This window comes from Staphylococcus kloosii, from assembly GCF_032139365.1.
Classification (GTDB): domain Bacteria; phylum Bacillota; class Bacilli; order Staphylococcales; family Staphylococcaceae; genus Staphylococcus; species Staphylococcus kloosii_A.
Map to the genome: position 1 here is coordinate 1 of NZ_JAVTDB010000064.1, position 17,378 is coordinate 17,378.

Below are 17,378 nucleotides of genomic sequence, written 5' to 3' on the forward strand. Positions count from 1 at the left end.
TATCGTTTTTTTAGACAACCCGCACTGTAACTTCAGACAAACGTCAGACTAACCCCATCGATAAAAATGAAATATTTTATATTTAGGTTAATAATTACATACGCTCCTGATTGTTGTTCACCAAAGTTTCGCAACTATTTCCCCCTACCCTATTTCTTAAATTATGGAAAAAGAGTAAACTTAATTATATTAATACATTGAATATTATCGCTTTTTTGTTAAAATATAATATGGAATTTCTTTGCCCCTTCATAAATAAAAATACTACAAGGGTGCGAGATAAAAACATTGATAGTTATATCATCAAATCACACAGGCACTTATATAAATGATTTAAAACAACATTAAAATTAAGAGGAGTTAGTATAATGGATTATAGAGTATTGTTATTTTATAAATACGTAACGATTGATGACCCTGAAACTTTTGCAGCTGAGCATTTACAATTTTGTAAGGACAACGACTTAAAAGGTCGTATTTTAGTATCTTCTGAAGGTATTAATGGTACAGTGTCTGGACCTAAAGAAGTAACTGATAATTATATCGCTCACATGAGAGCTGACACTAGATTCAGTGATATCGTCTTCAAAATTGACGAAGCTGAAGGTCACGCATTCAAAAAAATGCACGTACGCCCAAGAAATGAAATTGTCGCTTTAGATCTTGAAGATGATGTTAATCCTAAAGAATTAACAGGTAAATATCTATCACCTACTGAATTCAGAGACGCATTACAATCTGACGATACAGTCGTGATCGATGCACGTAATGACTATGAATATGATTTAGGTCATTTCAGAGGGGCTATTCGTCCTAACATAACTAGATTCAGAGACTTACCCGACTGGATAAAAGAAAACAAAGAGCAATTTATGGATAAGAAAATTGTCACTTATTGCACTGGTGGTATTCGTTGCGAAAAATTCTCTGGCTGGTTATTAAAAGAAGGTTTCGAAGATGTAAGCCAACTTAAAGACGGTATTGCAACTTACGGTAAAGACCCTGAAACAAAAGGTGAATTATGGGACGGTAAAATGTACGTATTTGATGAACGTATTAGTGTAGAAATTAACCAAGTAGACAAAACAGTTGTCGGTAAAGAATGGTTCGATGGTACTCCATGTGAACGTTACATCAACTGTAGCAACCCTGAGTGTAACCGTCAGATTTTAGTTTCTGAAGAAAACGAAGAACGTTATTTAGGCGCTTGTTCACACGAATGTGCAGCACACGAAAAAAACCGTTACGTTCAAAAACATGATATCAGTGAAGAAGAAAAAGCAAAACGCTTAGAAAACTTCAAAGATTTAGTAAATCAATAATATAACTATAAATCACGCCCATCTTAATAAGGTGGACGTGATTTTTTATTTATCCTCACGTTAAAATGGATTACGATTTAACCATTGACCACCGTCCATCGTAATGCAATCTCCATTAATATAGCTCGCCTCATCTGAAAATAAGAAGCGCGCTAATCCAGCTATTTCTTCCGGTTGACCCATACGATTTAACGGAACACTGTCTAGTGTTTGCTGCCGAGCATCTTCGGATAACGTCAGCCTTTGAGCGCCCCCAGTGTTATCAATTGGTCCAGGCGCAATCGCATTAGCACGAATACCATATTTTGAACCCCATTCTATAGCAATTGTACGTGTCATGGATAATACGCCTGCTTTAGCACTTGCTGAGTGAATAACGCCAGGTCCAGATGTCCACGCATAAGGTGCAACGATATTGACGATAACGCCCTTGTGTCCTTGCTCAATCCAATGTTTACCAACAGCTTGCGTACAATACCAAGTACCATTTAATACGATATTAATAACTGAATTCCAACCGTTTAGTGATAAGTCTTCAGCCGGGCAAATAAAATTACCTGCCGCATTATTTACTAAGCCATCAATCTTGCCAAACTTGTCTAATGTTTCATCGACAGTCTGTTGTACCTTTTCAGGGTCTCGAACATCCATTGTGACACACAGTACTTGTCCTTCACGTTGCTCAATTTCTTGTTTCGTTGCTTCTAATTTCTCTAAAGTTCGTCCAGTTATGACGACATTGACTCCTTCTTCGACAAATCGCTTAGCCATTGCTTTACCCATACCGCTGCTACCACCAGTTACGATAATCACTTTATCTTTCATAATCATACTCCTAACTCATTGTTTTATATATTTATACCAACTATATGAAATCGCTTACATATAACGCAAGAAAAATTACTTACTACTATAGTTTACCCCTGTTAACTATTTATTATGCACTTTTTATAAATTAAAAAAGCATCTATAACTAGATGCTTTTAAGATGGTTATATTGGGAAAGTGATTGTTATCGTAGTGCCTTTACTAAAAACGCTATTGACCTTAATATCGCCACCTATTCGCTCGGCTAAAGTCTGTGCAATATACAGACCTAAACCTGTGCCACCGGTTGACTTATTGCGGGATGCTTCTACTCTATACGTGCGATTAAAAATATGCGGCAAATGTGATTCTTTAATACCTATACCTTTATCAGTCACTGATATCGCTAGTTGGTTATTAGAGGGGCTACTAACATCTATCTTAATCGGTGTGCCTTTAGCTGAAAATTTTAATGCGTTGTCGATAAAATTAGTAATGATTCTTTCGAGTGCTACTTTGTCTTGTTGAAATGGAGGGATGGTATGATCAATATTTAATTGTATATCTCTATGTTCTGTCGTTAATTGTTGCTGATAACTTTCTAATACTGGAATTAACAATTGATCCATATTAATCGTTGCTTGTAGTTGCTCGGTACGATTTACAGCTATTAAGTCTGTTAAATCATCAAACATTTGTGACAAACGGTCTGTTTGAGTTATTAAAATACGATAAGCCGCTACTATATCTTCTGTGTCATGTATGATGCCATCTTTAAGTCCTTCTGAATACGATTTAATACTTGCTAAGGGGGTTTTTAAATCGTGTGCTAAATTTTGAATCATCGCTATTTTTTCATCTTGTTCTAATTGGATATCTGCCATTTGTGCTTGAATTTTAGCTATCATCATAGTGAATGAAATATTTAATTCTTTTAATTCTTTGGGAGATGTTATTGGTAAACTTTCAATATTAAAATTACCTTGTGCGATTTGTTGTGTTTGGATGTTTAATTGTTCTATTTTTTGAATCGTTGGCGCTAATAAAAATATTGCTATAATCATCGTAATCATACTAGAAATAAAGGATCCTAATGTTAACATGATTGTTTGATGCGCGTTAAACCACATTAATTTATATAGCACGCAAACGAAAAGTGTCGTAATGAGTATTGAAACTATAAATGCATAAAATAATTGTTTACGAATGGACATATCAAACACTCCTTTGGAACTTATAACCAAGTCCCCACACCGTAGCTATTGTATATTCATCATACTGACAGGCTTCTAATTTTTCTCTAATGCGGTGTATATGCACATTTAATGTGTTCATGTCTTCGTAATACGCATAGCCCCATACTTTCTCTAACAATTCTGACTTGGAAATAGCCATTGTTTCATGCGTTGCAAAATACCATAACAATTCAAATTCTTTTATCCTAAATCCTAATTCTTGTCCGTTAATTTCTGCTGTTTTAGTTAAATTATTAAGTATTAAACTACCACATTCAATAATATCTTTGTGCGTGGGTTTTTGTGGCGCTCTAGCTAAAATATTTTTAGCACGTATGACCAATTCTCTTGGACTAAAAGGTTTTTTAACGTAATCATCTGCACCGAGCATTAAGCCATATATTGTCTCGCTTTCAGTCGTCTTTGCAGTTAAATAAATGTAAGGAATATCCAAACCTTGCGCTTTCATTTCCGCTACAACTTTATAACCATTAAGCTCAGGCATCATAATATCTAAAATGATTAAATCCACACCATTATATAACTTACGGAGTGCTTCCTTACCATCACAAGCTGTCGTTACTTCATAACCTTCAAACTCAAAATAGGTTTTACAAATTTCTCTAATATCTTGTTCGTCATCTACGATTAACACGTGACTCATTGTTATCAACCCTTACCTGTTGTCCTTTTTAAGAAATGACTTAAACTTAATGTTTTCATCGTTTCTTTATTCATTAATAATATTATAAAGAAAAACAGTTGTGTTGGGTATGTAAATATCATGTCTGCCAAAATATAATTTAACATGATAAACACACCGAAAAAGCTAGCTGTATATGACAATATGCCTAAAATAAGCGCCAAACCTATCGCTATTTCTCCTAAAGGAATTATCCATTTAAACAACTCTAAATTAGGTGCTACGACGTATTCGAAAAAGTCTTTATACCAATATGGTGAATCTTGATTTTCTTTAATAACGGGTACTAACCCATCTAACGCAAAACCACCAGTTAATTTTTCGTAACCTTGAAATAATATATAAGTGCCTGAACCTAAGCGAATAAATAATATTATTAGTTTTCCTATCATTATTGTGTTCACTCCTAAAAAAGGCAGCAAAGTATTGTTAACTTACATTAATAATACTTCCCCGCCCGTCATATTATTTTAATTTAGCCGATCCAAAAATAACGTGTGCTTTGTCACAGTATATTGTCACTGTGTCATACTGCTCAGCATCTATGTCTTTAAGGTCAAATGTTTGTGTCGCTTCATCGTGTTTAACGGCATCAATTTTTTTACCGTCTTTAATTTTGTTACCTTTAGTAAAGTATACGTGTAAGTCTGGGCCTTTAGATGAGCTATAATTAGTAAGCATAAGTTTACCGTCTTTAATCATTGCTTTACCTTCTACTTTTTCTTTGTTTTCAGATTTGAATGTACCTTCTTTTTCTACTTTAGCGTTGTCAGTAGATTTTTGATCGTCTTTCATTTCCGTTTTTGTTTCTGACTTTTCAACTTTCTTGTCTTCCATATTGTTACAAGCGCCTAATAATAAAGTACCTGCAATAGTCGTTGAAAATACTAATGTTTTGATGTTCATATGATTTCCTTCTTTCAATTTAGTTTATGCTTTAATCATAATAAGACCGCTTCAAAAATCATATTAACTTAGGATTAACTACTATTAACTATTTCTTAAATATCGATAAAGTCAGTTAATAACTCAAAAAGTCAAAATAAGTTGTTTGACTTTGACTTTCTTTGACCTATGTGTTATTATATCGTTGTAAGGTTAAAGAAGGCATATGACAGCAAACAATTAAGCACTACACTTTATGCCTAAAAGCCAATCACAAGAATAAGGAGAGATGTTTTATGGCATTTGAAATGAAACCTTTCAACAACTCAATTTTCGACGTGAACCCGAGCGATTTCTTTAAAGACTTTGGACGTCAATTCTTTGACCAATTTCCAAGTCAAAATATAAAAACCGATATTACAGAATTAGAAGATGCTTATGAGCTAGAAGCAGAGCTACCTGGTATGGATAAAGAAAATATACAACTTCAATTCGATAACAATATTTTAACTATTGTAGGAAAACAAACAGTTGAAAACGAAGCACAAGACGACGAAGGCCACGTTATACAACGTGAACGTAGTTATAGCAATGTAAGTAGACAATTTTCATTTAATAATATAGATAGAGACAACATTACTGCTTCTTATAATAATGGAATGCTTCACGTGAAACTTCCTAAAGCGCAACGAGAAGACACAAGTTCAAATATTCAAATTGACTAATTAACTTCTCGGTGGCAATATGAATATAAATAAAGTGGGACTATGAATGCTTAAACACATTTATAGTCCCACTCCTGCTAGGGTTATACTCATTTTAGATAACCAACGCGGCCTCATCATTTAATGATCGAGGGCGTTTATTTATATATTATTAATTTTAGTGTGTTTCACCTAGTGCCACTTTATGATCATCATCTGTAGAGATCGATTTGATTGCTGCAGTCAATCCTTGAACAATTGTGTTTAATGACATAGATGGTACATTTTGCTTTGTCGCTACTTGCTCCGGTATAAAAGGTACGTGAATAAATCCAAATAGCATATTTGGATAAGTTGTCGCTTGTAAATAGCCCATTTGATATAAAATGTGATTACATACAAAGGTACCGGCTGTATTGGATAAACGTGCCGGTACACCCGCATTTTGAATGGCTTCAGTCATCGCTTTTACAGGCATATTAGAGAAATAAGCCGGGGCGCCCTGGGGTTGAATTTGTGCATCAATAGGTTGATTGCCTTTATTATCCGCAATACGTGCATCATCAACATTGATGCCGACACGTTCAGGCGTTAATTCAAAGCGTCCACCAGCTTGTCCTATTGTTAACACAGCATCATAACTGTCTTGTGCTAAAGTTTCCGCCAATACATCTTTCGATTCATGGAACACGGTAGGAATTTCTAATTTTGTAATATGATGTTCTCCAATTTGTTCTGGCAATTGCTTTACCGCTTCTAACGCTGGGTTTACTTTCTCTCCACCGAATGGATCAAATGCTGCTATTAATATTTTCATAATGTTTCCTCCTTATAATTAAAATGCCCAAAAATACATCAATACGATATGTACGATAATCAACGTAATGGCAATAGGAACTTGTGCCTTAATAACACCAAACTCTTCTTTCATTTCGAGTAAAGCAACTGGCAATGTATTAAAGTTCGCAGCCATTGGAGTTAGTAGCGTACCACAAAATCCACCTGTCATGGCTAATGCTCCAGCTATCGCAGGGTCTCCTCCTTGTACGATAACGAATGGCATCCCTATGCTCGCTGTAATAACTGTAAATGCCGCAAATGCATTGCCCATCAACATTGTAAATAAAACCATGCCTACAATATAAGCTGTCGCACCAATCAAGTGATTACCTTCTGGTAAAAATGAAGATATACCTTTAGATATCACGTTACCTACACCACTCACCGTAAATAGCACACCTAATGCGGCTAAAAATTGTGGTAAGATACCGACCGTCCCAACTTGCTGTGTCAGTCTATCGCTATCATGTAAAATGTAGGACGCTTTAGGTTTGATTACGACTGCCGCCGCGATGATACCTATGATAGAAGCCACACCTAAGCCAACTGCACCTCCAAGTGGTGTCCAATTCGATACTACGACTGCCACTACTGCTAAGACAATCGCCGGTATAAATAGTTTGTTTCCGTATTTTGATGCTCCCGCTTCGACCTCTTGATCTGTAACATCGACAATATTTTTAATTGCTACTTGTTTGAATAAAGTCAGCACACCCATACATAATATCAACACGCCATTAATACTGTTTGGTATGTATGGTCCAAAAATAAATAATACGCCTAAAATAACCCAAAATAATGCCGTACCGTATTTCTTACTTCTATCTTGCGCCTTCAAAACACGTAAGGCTGTATAAAATAATTGCAAGCCAATTAACACATAAAATATTTCTAACAAAGTATCTAAAGTATGACTACTCATCTTTCATCACCTCTTTTTGTCCGTATTTACGTTGGAAATAACGATCTATACGCATATTATTAAGCCACACAATCACAAACGTAATAATCGCTATTGGCGCTGAAGCCAACGCTAAATCTACGGCATCGACATTAATTTTTAATGACTTAAATGTCCCTACCATTAATAACACTCCCGCACCACCGACAAATAAATTTTGTCCAAAGAAATTACCATAATTTTCCATTGCTGATGTTTGAGCTTTAATAAGTTCTACATCTTTGTCATCTACTTGTTTACTAGTTAATTTAAAACGCGTGCGCAAAGCACCTTGTACCATTGGATTAATTAATGGTCTCACAAATTGGGGGTGTCCTCCAATCCTAATAGATGCTAGCCCAGCTAGTTCTCTAACACCTAAATACACGGTCATCAGCCTACCACTCGTCACCTTGTTAATCTTACCAATCAGTTTAGAAGCTTGTTGCTTTAAGCCGAAGCGTTCAATCAAACCAACCATTGGCAATGTGAGTAAAAATAATGTTACAAGCCTATTATCAGTAAAAGCTTTACCTAAGGTAGACAAAATGTCTGTAAAATCCATGCCAGAAACAAGTCCTGTCACTATCGCCGCGATTAAGACAACCGCAATCGTGTCGATCTTCAATAAAAAACCGACAATGATAATGACAATGCCAATTAATTTTAACCATTCCATATTAATTCCTCCTTTTATGTAATCGCTTTTAAAAAAACATACCACAGTATTTACGACTATGAAAGATGGTCAATATAATAAGATAAAATATAAATTAATTTTCAAAAAATATGGCATGCCAAAAATTCACTACACAAAAATAGACTGTGACATTATATGCCACAGTCGCATTATTATACTTATTTAGTTGTATGTTGTTGATCGTTATTTTCTTCAATATCGTCTTGATTTACTTTCCGATAATGCAATAATGTTTCATCCCCGACGTACAGTTTGTTATTGGTATGTCGTGGCTTTTCTATAGCTAGCGATTTAAACAATGCCCACATCATAAAGATAATGACGATGGAGAATGGTAGTGCTGCAATAATCAAGAGGTTTTGAATCGATTGCGTACCTCCTGTGTATATCATAATAATTGCAAATAATGCTAAGATAATGCCCCAACTTACTTTTACGATACCAGACGGGTTAATTTCGCCTTTAGAACTTAACATCCCTAATACATATGTTGCCGAGTCTGCCGAAGTTACGAAGAAAATCATGATGACAAATAAAGTGAGTATGCTTAGGACAAAGCCCAATGGGAAATGTTCTAGCGTTGCAAACGTCGCTGTTTCAGTTGCTTGCTTTGCAATATTGGCAATACCATGTTGTTGCACAAAGATTGCTGAAGCGCCAAAGACTGCAAAAAATATAAAGCAGACAAGTGCTGGCACAAATAAGACACCTAAAATAAATTCTTTGATTGTTCTACCACGAGACACACGTGAAATAAAGATACCTACGAATGGTGCCCATGAAATCCACCATGCCCAATAGAACAACGTCCATTGTTGTACCCATTGGAATTTGTCGCCACCACTTTGTGGAATACGTAAACTCATTTTGAAGAAATTAAAAATATAGTCGCCTAATGCATTCGTAAAAGTATTTAAAATTTGTAGTGTCGGACCTACGATAAACAATCCTACTAACACTATAAATGCTAAAACCATATTGATGTTACTTAAACTTTTTATTCCTTTATCGATACCTGACCATGCAGACCATGTAAATAATATTGTCGCAATAATAATGATCACTACTTGCATGGCAAAATTCGATGGTGTTTTAAATAAAAAGTGTAAGCCTTGGTTAATTTGTAATGCACCAAATCCTAAGGTAGCTGCGACACCTGTAACTGTTGCAATAATGGCTAACACATCAATAGCACCACCAATAGGTCCTCTCATCATCTTTGTACCGAATATTGGCGTGAGCGTTGCACTTACTAAGCCTGGATATCCTTTATGGAAGTTAAAATATGCGAATACCAAGGCAACAATTCCATAAACTCCCCATGCATGTATGCCCCAATGGAAGAAGGCAAACTGCATCGCATCGTTAATTGCCGTCTGCGTACCGGCTTTATGAATCGGTGTTAACGTATACGCATGACTAATTGGTTCGGCCGTCGTCCAAAAGACAAGGCCCATGCCCATACCAGCACTAAAGAGCATAGCAAACCATGATTTAAGTGAGAACTCGGGTTCTTCTCCTTCTTCGCCCAAAGTTATTGAAGCATATCTAGAAAATAATAAATAAACACAGACAATGAGTATTACGAGTACAAGTAATAAGTAATACCAACCAAAATTTACAGCTATAAAGTCTGTAATTGCTTGAGTGCCCGTTTCTAGTTGTTTAGGCCAAATTGCGCCATAAACAACGAATAATGTACATATCATTAAGGCAACCCAAAATACGATCGTTAATTTATTTAAACGCATAAAATATAGTAGCCTCCCTAATTCGTTTATGCATAATGTATACCCTAACTTCACTCAATTATGTATTGCACAAGTTTAGATATTGTACATTCACTTACTTTTTTATAATATACTATGAGGCTATCATATGGGTATTTGGTATATTATACAAAAACACAGTGATTCCGTTTATTGAAAATCACTGTGCTTATTTAACTAATTATTTTACTGCAGTTCTGAATAAATCAATACTATTCATCCATATCATATGTCCTAATAATTCAGAAATATGTTCTTGTAGTGGTAATGCTGTTGCTTCAGGAGTTAATTTTAGTTTTGGTAATACCCATTCATGAAAGATAACATGAATAGCAACACCAAATAACAATCCTTTGCCTAAAGTAATTTTATTACATTTTTCTGCTAATATTGCATATACGAATGCATTTGCTACAGAAAATCCATAATGAATACCCATAACTGCTAATGGTATTTCATTACTATTATACGTAACAGTATAATTTTGAATACTATCAGGTACGTTAAATTGTTTCATCATCGTTACTGGTGGTGGTTCTTCATCACGTTCTGGCGTCCTAGGCGGAACGATACTTTCCCAGCCCATTTTAACCATACCACCGACTAATCCACCTGCTAAACCAGTTAATAAAATACGTTTACAAGAAATATTTGTCATCATCATTCACCTCACCCATTATTAACTTACCCTAGAAAGAAAATTAACAATCAGACTATTTTATCTATTATAAATAATAAATGCAGTTTAATTTTTAAGAAATCTATTTCTACATTATTTTTTCTAGATGTACGTTTAAAAATATATTTTCCATTACGCGCAGAAGTCATAGCTTCAGCACACTCACGAACTGCTTCATAAGCATTTTGTGCAATTACTACCTCTTAAATGCATGTTTTCAGTTTGCCACACAATAAAGTTTATTTTAGATTTTCTAAATAAGCCCATCATTTTATTGGCATAACAAACATCAACGGATTCAAAGCTACAAGTATGTCTCGCCGTCGTATATTGGCCATAGTTTTCTTCCATAAATAAAGCATTTAACACTTCTAAAAATCGACTACTAGGCACATAGTGCTGTCAACATTAAGCCTATCCTAATATATTTTGTTTAATGAATAGAATCTTCGCTTTAGTATGACTTTATAGTTGATCAAACTAATTATTTAGACATAAAAAAATAAGCCCTACCCTCATAGAGGTAAGGCTTATTTTAAAAGGGAACATAATTTAATTTTAAATTATGCAGTTACCCATTGTGAAGCACCAGCAGAGTTGTATAATTTAACAGCCGCTGCGTCTTGAACTGATTCAGGTGCTGATGAAGCTGGTTGACCTTTATATTGAGAAGGCGCTACTGAATCCCATGTAGTTTGTAAGAATTGATATTTACCAGATGCACCTGAAGATGCATTTGTAGCATGGATGTCGCCACCTGATTCACGTTGAGCGATTAATTTTAAGTGATCGTTAACGTTTACTGAAGAACCGCTGTCATCACTTGAACTTGAATTACTTGAAGTTGAAGTAGATTCTTGTTGTGGTTGTTGAGTTTGTTCAGTTTGTGGTGCTTGTTGTTTTGGTTGTTCTTGAGTTTGAGCAGGTTGTTGAGTTTGCTCTTGTTGTTTTGGTTGTTCAGTTTGTTTTTGTTGTTGTTGTTGAGCTTGTTCACTAGTTGATCCTTGATCAGAACCTCCACCGAAGCCCCATGACCAATTTTTACCATTTGATGAGAAGTGGTAGCTAGTACCATTTTGATTAAAGCTAATATTATATGAACCTTCTTGAACTGGTTTCGCGTCTAATTCAGAAGGGTTATTTTGTGCTAATTGTGCTAATTTCGCGTGGTCAGCTCCAGTAGTTTCTGCTGCATTTGCATGATGACCTGTCGCTAATCCTGTTACACCTAATCCTAAAGCTAATGTTGAAGTTAATACTGTTTTTTTCATAATTTCAAAAATCCTCCTATAAGGTAATAAGTTTTATATGATTAATTTGCTGTACTCACTATAACATCTAAAAAATAGGTGTAGGTTACAGGCAAATAAAAAAAACAGGTCTTTTTTTACATCCTAATTACACAAAAATAGTTAAAAATAAACATAAAAATATGCTCTCGAAACTATCATGAAAGTTCCGAGAGCATATTTCTAATGCTAAACCTTTGTAACACTCGTGTAATACTCGAATAAGATTTAGCTATTTTTGTAACTTATTTCCTCTATTTGTTACTTAGTATTCCCATGAATTTTCCAACCGAAACACTTAAAAGTGAATTTTATTTAAGAAATTTGCTATAAATTCTAAGTTTATAGAGAAATATATTCAATATTCTATTTTCCCACATTTTTAAATTTAGTCATGACATAGTCTCTGCTTGTTTGATGATCAACAATTGCTTTAGGGTAATTTTTCCCTAATTCAATCTCGTAGTCTTCTTTCAAACGTTCTATATATGACATAGGGTGATGTATATATTTGGGTTCGACATCATTAAATATTGGTAATTCTTCTTTAATAAAATAACCATTTTTATCGAAACGCTCACCTTGTGTACTTGGATTAAACATTCTAAAATAAGGCACGGCATCTGTACCAGTAGAGGCCGACCATTGCCACCCATGTACATTTGAAGCATTATCGTAATCTATTAACTGTCGCTTAAAATAATCCTCGCCCCATGTCCAATCTATAAATAAATCTTTTGTTAAAAACTGAGATACGACCATTCTTAAGCGGTTATGCATATGCCCTGTTCTATTTAATTTACGCATCGCAGCATCAACTAGTGGAAATCCTGTTTTCCCTTCAGTCCAAGCTTTAAAATTTTCTTTATTATAAGACCAAGTCAACTTACGGTATTTCTTATTAAATGATTGATGTGCTGTTTCGGGAAATTGGGTCATCAATACATAATAAAATTCTCGAAACATTAATTCTCTAATATAAGCTTCGTGATTTTCCTCATCATTCGGATAATTATCTAATAGGTCATTCATTACCATAGTGATATCAAGTAAACCATATGCTAAATCAATACTCATACCACTGACATATGCTTGTGCTACATCGTTTCTATTTGCAGCGTAATATCCTATATCTTTTTTTAAAAACGATTGCCAAGCTTTAATAGATTGCTGTTCAAGATCTTTATCGGAACTAAAAGTAATTTTAGTCTTATTTTCTCCTTTTATGCAAAGGCCACTTATATCGTTAAGTTTATAATTATATATAGGTTTTTTAACTATCTTATCTCTATTAGCTTTATAAAAGCTTGTAAACACCTTGTATGGTTCTTGTTGCTTATTAAAAGTTACTGAAGGTTGTAAGTAGTGGTTAACGCGCTTACCTATAATTTTAATTTTCTGTTTGTTTAATTTATCACTAGTATGAAGATAATCATTTTCTTCATTATTGTAGCTCATAATATCCTTAGCGAGTAATACATGTGTGAGTGCTAAGTTTTGACATACCGCAGCTAATTGATCGTAAGATATTATAAACGGCTGTATATTATATTGCTTTAATGCCTGAATAAAACTCCCTACTACATCATGATAATATTGTTGTTTTACTTTATTGACGTCTGACATGTCCTCAATAGGTATGAATATCGCAAGTTGATCTATATCTTCTTTATGTTCACTAATATAATGAAATAGCGGATTATCATTTGTTCTAAACACACGATTTAAAATAACGCCAAGATTCATTTTTGTCCTCCTTGTCTATTTATATAAAGCTGTGCTTTCTATTAAGTATTGCACTTCATATGCGTCTGCCATATTTTTCAAAAACTGTTGTATCTGTGAGGCGTCAATTTGGTTATCTTGGAATTGCTGCTTCAATGTTAAATATTGTTCCTTTTCATTAGGGGTTGCTTTGTTTTTAAAATAACCCCACATGTGGTCATACGCATTAATCATAGAACCTGTTGTCGGCGTAATTTTTAAGGCTTCATTAATTTTGTCTTTAACTGTTGTGTAGGATGGGTCTTGCTTTATTAACTCTCGTATTTCGTCATAATGTTGTTTACTATGTACGAGTACACGATATTTTTCTGTTCTCCATAAACGTTCTATATAACCACGCGCTTTCATACCAAAACCTCCTTATATTTACATTGCTACACTGTCTCAAAAATAAATTTCGCACTATACTGTTACATCTTTTTAATGTCGGGTATAGATTATTATGAGGTGATATATAATGAATAAAGCACAAGTATTAACTGAAGTTGAAAAAATTTTAAATACTTCTAGAATAGGCGTATTATCAACAGCACATAATAACATTCCAAATAGTCGTTATATGGTATTTTACAATGATGACTTAACTTTATATACGAAAACAAATATCGATTCTACAAAAGTCAGTGAATTTGAAGATAACCCACGCGCTCATATATTACTTGGTTATGATGATACGAACAATCGCAGTTTCTTGGAAATTGACGCTCAAGTCGAAATCATAAATGATCAAGCTACTATTGATTGGTTATGGGAAACACAAGATAAAACATTCTTCGATTCAAAAGATGACCCCGAGTTATGTGTACTTAAAGTAACACCAAACTCCATTAAAATAATGAACGATGATACAATAGATTCACCACAAACAATCAATGTTGATTAATATATAAGCTAAGAGCCTGGGACATAATGTCTTCAGGCTCTACTTTTATATAGGCAGTAGATGACTGAATTGAAAATGCGCTCATATCAAGCTGCTTTCAACGCTAGTCCTCCTTGCCGGGACTATACTACAAAATCTTCTTATAACAATAAGCTTTTTGTCTGTTGTTATTGCTCAATATCTTCTAACATAGCCTTTACTGTGATTTTCGCACTTGTTAACACAATCGGTACGCCAGAACCTGGATGGGCACTCGCACCTGCAAAGTATAAATTATCATAATCCCAGCTTACGTTTGGCGGACGGTAATAATTACTTTGCGCCAATGTTGGCATTAAACCAAATGCTGAGCCAAACTTAGCGTTATATCGTGTTTCAAAATCTTGCGGTGTAAAAGCAATTTCAGTTTCAATATGTTCTTGTACATCTTTTAAACTATCTATTGTACTAAGTTTGTTATAGATGAGTTGTTTAGTGTGTTCAATTGTCTCAGGATTAGACCAGTCCATTTCGCCTATCTTCAATTCAGAAATTGGCATTAATATATAAAGACCCGTTTTACCTTGTGGCGCTAATGATGGATCTATCACACTGGGTGCATATACATAAATAGATGGATCTTCTGGCATTTTCCCTTTGAAAATCTCTTCGATATTTTGATCAAAACCCTCAGAAAAAATAACGTTATGGATTAATATATCTTCAGATAAGTCTTTATCGATACCCATATAGAGTAGGAATGCAGAACATGAGTAATCCATTTTCTCTATTTTGTCAGTGCTATAATTTTTCAAAGCATTAGACTCTGAAATTAGATTTTGAGCTGCATAAGGAAAATCTGCCGTACATAAAACTTTATCAAATTTCTTAATATCACCTTTTACCTTTAGTCCTTCGGCACGCTTATATCTTGAATCTATAATAATCTCATCAATAGGTGCTTCGGTAACAATTTCCGTACCTAAATCATAATTAAGTTGTTCTAGCGCTTTAGTATATTGATACATTCCACCTTTAATATAATGAACACCAAACATCATTTCGACCATCGGTATCATCGTATATAATGAAGGCGTTTTTTTCGGATCAATACCGATATATAACGTTTGAAACGCTAATAGTTTTTGAATTTTTTCATTATCTACATAATCACTAATTAAGTCACTAGCATTGTTAAACGTCTTTAAGCGCAATCCTTGATATAAAGTATGCAAGTTAAAGAAATCGGAAGGTTTTCTAAATGTACGTTCTAAAAAATGTTTACGTGCGATTTCATATCTTTTATAGATGTCAGTTAAAAATGACATAAACCCATGTGTTGATCCAGGTTCTAAAGTTTCTAAAGTGTGCTGTAATTCAGCTAAATCCGTTGGCACAGTCACTTTATCTGCTTTACTAAAATAAACATCGTAAATATGTGTGAGTTGTTTCATCTCTAGATAATCATCGATGCTTTTATGTGCATATTTAAAAACATCTCGGTATATTTCTGGCATCATTACGATAGTAGGACCCATATCAAATGTGTAACCTTTACTTTGAAATTGACTCATTCTTCCGCCAACTTGTTCATTTTTTTCATATAACACGACGTCATGACCTTGTGCGGACAATCTTGCCGCTGCTGCTAAACCCGTTACACCTGCACCTATAATTCCAATTTTCAACTTTATCATCCTTACTATAATTATTATGCTTATTGTTGTCGTTATTAAACGACGCTAATGTTGTTCATTTTCTTTACATTTCAAAATGATTTGTTAAATCATTTTATTTCGTTTTAATCTTTCTACCTTTCCATTTCACTGTTTTTAATAAATTAATATCAATCCATGATTTGGTAAATATCACTATAAAGAATAGAAATAAGATAGGATGAAATAAAAACAGCACTAATACATTAAAGTTACCTATTCTTCGCATGAAGAAGGTAAATTGCAAGCTATATATTGTGTATAGCGCTACGCAAAAAAGTATTTGTCCAATATTAAAAGTCATTGCTAATAGCAGAATGCTTAAACTTAAAAGCGAACCACTCAACCAAATTAATATGAGCCGTATTACTGATTGTTTTGTAATACTTGATCCAGCAGCGATATGCTTAGACCAACCCGTTATCAGTTCACTCAATCCATTAGGATACATTCGAAAATCTGCTACGCCCACGCCTTCATAAAGTTCGACAGGTAACCGCATTTTATTATATGCCTGACTGATGGCAAATCCTTCAATAATTGAATGACGTGCATTAGCATGTCCCTTGGTTTTAATGTAGTCTACTTTATTCGTACATAAGATGGGGCCAAAAGCACCTCGTTCATCATCTGGTGCTATATTATATGAAAACACATTCAAGCCAATTACTGTCATTAAATTAAAGATAGCTGAAAAGTTTTCGTATAATTTATTTATACGATGATAAGGCTGAATAGTAAGTAATCCCCTATAATGTTGATGTTTATATTGATGGAAAATATACTCAATACTATATCGTTGTGTTAACCGCACGTCAGCATCTAAAAATAATAATAAAGAGTGCTGTGCTTTTTTGGCACCTTCCCAACAAGCAAAGGACTTACCTTGCCACTCTTTATTTTGAGGCACATCATACACCTTCACACCATAACTTCTAGCAATAGCTTTAGTATTATCTGTGGATTGGTCATCCATTACAATAATTTCTATGCCATCATATTTATTTAAGGAATTAAGTAAATGGGGTAAATTTGTTGCTTCATTACGTACTGGAATAATGATTGTAGCTTCATAAAAGTCAGCAGTATTATGTTCAAACGTAATACGACGTCTGTAGCGAAACATTAAGAAACCACTAAGCA

Annotated in this window: 19 protein-coding genes; 3 read left to right on the forward strand and 16 right to left on the reverse strand. The window is 34.2% G+C overall.

Going from position 1 to position 17,378, the window contains the following annotated elements; genetic code table 11:
* Positions 1-368: 368 nt before the first annotated feature.
* The gene (trhO, locus tag RPL90_RS08220; protein ID WP_313547632.1) at positions 369-1,322 is read left to right on the forward strand and encodes an oxygen-dependent tRNA uridine(34) hydroxylase TrhO; all 954 of its coding nucleotides are present in this window, start codon (positions 369-371) and stop codon (positions 1,320-1,322) included.
* A gap of 60 nt (positions 1,323-1,382) precedes the next feature.
* Here trhO and fadH read toward each other — a convergent pair whose 3' ends face one another.
* The 5 genes from fadH to RPL90_RS08245 all read right to left on the reverse strand — a co-directional run bounded on the left by fadH (position 1,383) and on the right by RPL90_RS08245 (position 4,973).
* Positions 1,383-2,147: a 2,4-dienoyl-CoA reductase gene (gene fadH, locus RPL90_RS08225; protein WP_313547634.1), complete on the reverse strand. Its 765-nt coding sequence runs from the start codon at positions 2,145-2,147 to the stop codon at positions 1,383-1,385.
* A 167-nt stretch (positions 2,148-2,314) separates the two neighbouring features.
* On the reverse strand, positions 2,315-3,343 hold the full coding sequence (locus tag RPL90_RS08230; RefSeq protein ID WP_313547637.1) for a sensor histidine kinase: 1,029 nt from the start codon (positions 3,341-3,343) through the stop codon (positions 2,315-2,317).
* A 1-nt stretch (position 3,344) separates the two neighbouring features.
* Positions 3,345-4,028, reverse strand: coding sequence for a response regulator transcription factor (locus RPL90_RS08235; RefSeq protein ID WP_313547639.1), 684 nt, complete (start codon positions 4,026-4,028; stop codon positions 3,345-3,347).
* A gap of 5 nt (positions 4,029-4,033) precedes the next feature.
* Positions 4,034-4,456, reverse strand: a complete 423-nt coding sequence (locus RPL90_RS08240; protein ID WP_398573862.1) for a DoxX family membrane protein — start codon at positions 4,454-4,456, stop codon at positions 4,034-4,036.
* 76 nt (positions 4,457-4,532) lie between these two features.
* Entirely contained in the window at positions 4,533-4,973 is a 441-nt protein-coding gene (locus RPL90_RS08245) for a DM13 domain-containing protein (RefSeq protein ID WP_313547643.1), read from the reverse strand.
* A gap of 275 nt (positions 4,974-5,248) precedes the next feature.
* On the opposite strand from RPL90_RS08245, the gene RPL90_RS08250 reads away from it, so the two are divergent.
* Positions 5,249-5,677 carry an Hsp20/alpha crystallin family protein gene (locus RPL90_RS08250; RefSeq protein WP_313547644.1) on the forward strand — a complete coding sequence of 143 codons (429 nt, stop codon included), beginning with the start codon at positions 5,249-5,251 and terminating at the stop codon, positions 5,675-5,677.
* Between the two features lie 157 nt (positions 5,678-5,834).
* On the opposite strand, the gene pcp is transcribed toward RPL90_RS08250, so the two are convergent.
* The 9 genes from pcp to RPL90_RS08295 form a co-directional block, all read right to left on the reverse strand.
* A complete protein-coding gene (gene pcp, locus RPL90_RS08255; RefSeq protein WP_313547645.1) occupies positions 5,835-6,473 on the reverse strand; it encodes a pyroglutamyl-peptidase I in 639 nt (212 codons plus the stop codon).
* Between the two features lie 18 nt (positions 6,474-6,491).
* Positions 6,492-7,418, reverse strand: a complete 927-nt coding sequence (locus tag RPL90_RS08260) for a DUF979 domain-containing protein (RefSeq protein WP_313547646.1) — start codon at positions 7,416-7,418, stop codon at positions 6,492-6,494.
* Positions 7,411-8,115, reverse strand: a complete 705-nt coding sequence (locus RPL90_RS08265) for a DUF969 domain-containing protein (RefSeq protein WP_313547647.1) — start codon at positions 8,113-8,115, stop codon at positions 7,411-7,413. Before RPL90_RS08265 ends, RPL90_RS08260 begins: the two co-directional genes overlap by 8 nt.
* Positions 8,116-8,294: 179 nt before the next feature.
* On the reverse strand, positions 8,295-9,887 hold the full coding sequence (locus RPL90_RS08270; protein ID WP_313547648.1) for a BCCT family transporter: 1,593 nt from the start codon (positions 9,885-9,887) through the stop codon (positions 8,295-8,297).
* Between the two features lie 199 nt (positions 9,888-10,086).
* Positions 10,087-10,563, reverse strand: coding sequence for a DUF1440 domain-containing protein (locus RPL90_RS08275; RefSeq protein WP_313547685.1), 477 nt, complete (start codon positions 10,561-10,563; stop codon positions 10,087-10,089).
* 195 nt (positions 10,564-10,758) lie between these two features.
* Positions 10,759-10,977: a hypothetical protein gene (locus RPL90_RS08280; protein WP_313547650.1), complete on the reverse strand. Its 219-nt coding sequence runs from the start codon at positions 10,975-10,977 to the stop codon at positions 10,759-10,761.
* A 170-nt stretch (positions 10,978-11,147) separates the two neighbouring features.
* Positions 11,148-11,855 carry a transglycosylase family protein gene (locus RPL90_RS08285; RefSeq protein ID WP_313547652.1) on the reverse strand — a complete coding sequence of 236 codons (708 nt, stop codon included), beginning with the start codon at positions 11,853-11,855 and terminating at the stop codon, positions 11,148-11,150.
* Between the two features lie 384 nt (positions 11,856-12,239).
* Positions 12,240-13,619, reverse strand: a complete 1,380-nt coding sequence (locus RPL90_RS08290; protein WP_313547654.1) for a cryptochrome/photolyase family protein — start codon at positions 13,617-13,619, stop codon at positions 12,240-12,242.
* A gap of 15 nt (positions 13,620-13,634) precedes the next feature.
* Positions 13,635-14,006 (reverse strand): YbgA family protein, encoded by a 372-nt coding sequence (locus tag RPL90_RS08295; RefSeq protein WP_313547656.1) that lies wholly within the window; start codon positions 14,004-14,006, stop codon positions 13,635-13,637.
* A 109-nt stretch (positions 14,007-14,115) separates the two neighbouring features.
* On the opposite strand from RPL90_RS08295, the gene RPL90_RS08300 reads away from it, so the two are divergent.
* A complete protein-coding gene (locus tag RPL90_RS08300; protein WP_313547657.1) occupies positions 14,116-14,541 on the forward strand; it encodes a pyridoxamine 5'-phosphate oxidase family protein in 426 nt (141 codons plus the stop codon).
* Positions 14,542-14,708: 167 nt separating this feature from the next.
* Here RPL90_RS08300 and RPL90_RS08305 read toward each other — a convergent pair whose 3' ends face one another.
* Both RPL90_RS08305 and RPL90_RS08310 read right to left on the reverse strand, forming a co-directional pair.
* Positions 14,709-16,208: a phytoene desaturase family protein gene (locus RPL90_RS08305; RefSeq protein ID WP_313547659.1), complete on the reverse strand. Its 1,500-nt coding sequence runs from the start codon at positions 16,206-16,208 to the stop codon at positions 14,709-14,711.
* A 103-nt stretch (positions 16,209-16,311) separates the two neighbouring features.
* Entirely contained in the window at positions 16,312-17,361 is a 1,050-nt protein-coding gene (locus tag RPL90_RS08310) for a glycosyltransferase family 2 protein (protein WP_313547662.1), read from the reverse strand.
* Positions 17,362-17,378: the final 17 nt, after the last annotated feature.

What these genes read in the sequence shown, in the direction of transcription:
- fadH (WP_313547634.1), bottom strand. Translation starts at nt 2,147, where the DNA reads ATGAAAGATAAAGTGATTATCGTAACTGGTGGTAGCAGCGGTATGGGT.
- RPL90_RS08230 (WP_313547637.1), bottom strand. Translation starts at nt 3,343, where the DNA reads ATGTCCATTCGTAAACAATTATTTTATGCATTTATAGTTTCAATACTC.
- RPL90_RS08250 (WP_313547644.1), top strand. Translation starts at nt 5,249, where the DNA reads ATGGCATTTGAAATGAAACCTTTCAACAACTCAATTTTCGACGTGAAC.
- RPL90_RS08300 (WP_313547657.1), top strand. Translation starts at nt 14,116, where the DNA reads ATGAATAAAGCACAAGTATTAACTGAAGTTGAAAAAATTTTAAATACT.
- RPL90_RS08265 (WP_313547647.1), bottom strand. Translation starts at nt 8,115, where the DNA reads ATGGAATGGTTAAAATTAATTGGCATTGTCATTATCATTGTCGGTTTT.
- trhO (WP_313547632.1), top strand. Translation starts at nt 369, where the DNA reads ATGGATTATAGAGTATTGTTATTTTATAAATACGTAACGATTGATGAC.
- RPL90_RS08235 (WP_313547639.1), bottom strand. Translation starts at nt 4,028, where the DNA reads ATGAGTCACGTGTTAATCGTAGATGACGAACAAGATATTAGAGAAATT.
- RPL90_RS08285 (WP_313547652.1), bottom strand. Translation starts at nt 11,855, where the DNA reads ATGAAAAAAACAGTATTAACTTCAACATTAGCTTTAGGATTAGGTGTA.
- pcp (WP_313547645.1), bottom strand. Translation starts at nt 6,473, where the DNA reads ATGAAAATATTAATAGCAGCATTTGATCCATTCGGTGGAGAGAAAGTA.
- RPL90_RS08295 (WP_313547656.1), bottom strand. Translation starts at nt 14,006, where the DNA reads ATGAAAGCGCGTGGTTATATAGAACGTTTATGGAGAACAGAAAAATAT.
- RPL90_RS08275 (WP_313547685.1), bottom strand. Translation starts at nt 10,563, where the DNA reads ATGACAAATATTTCTTGTAAACGTATTTTATTAACTGGTTTAGCAGGT.
- RPL90_RS08245 (WP_313547643.1), bottom strand. Translation starts at nt 4,973, where the DNA reads ATGAACATCAAAACATTAGTATTTTCAACGACTATTGCAGGTACTTTA.
- RPL90_RS08290 (WP_313547654.1), bottom strand. Translation starts at nt 13,619, where the DNA reads ATGAATCTTGGCGTTATTTTAAATCGTGTGTTTAGAACAAATGATAAT.
- RPL90_RS08260 (WP_313547646.1), bottom strand. Translation starts at nt 7,418, where the DNA reads ATGAGTAGTCATACTTTAGATACTTTGTTAGAAATATTTTATGTGTTA.
- RPL90_RS08310 (WP_313547662.1), bottom strand. Translation starts at nt 17,361, where the DNA reads ATGTTTCGCTACAGACGTCGTATTACGTTTGAACATAATACTGCTGAC.
- RPL90_RS08270 (WP_313547648.1), bottom strand. Translation starts at nt 9,887, where the DNA reads ATGCGTTTAAATAAATTAACGATCGTATTTTGGGTTGCCTTAATGATA.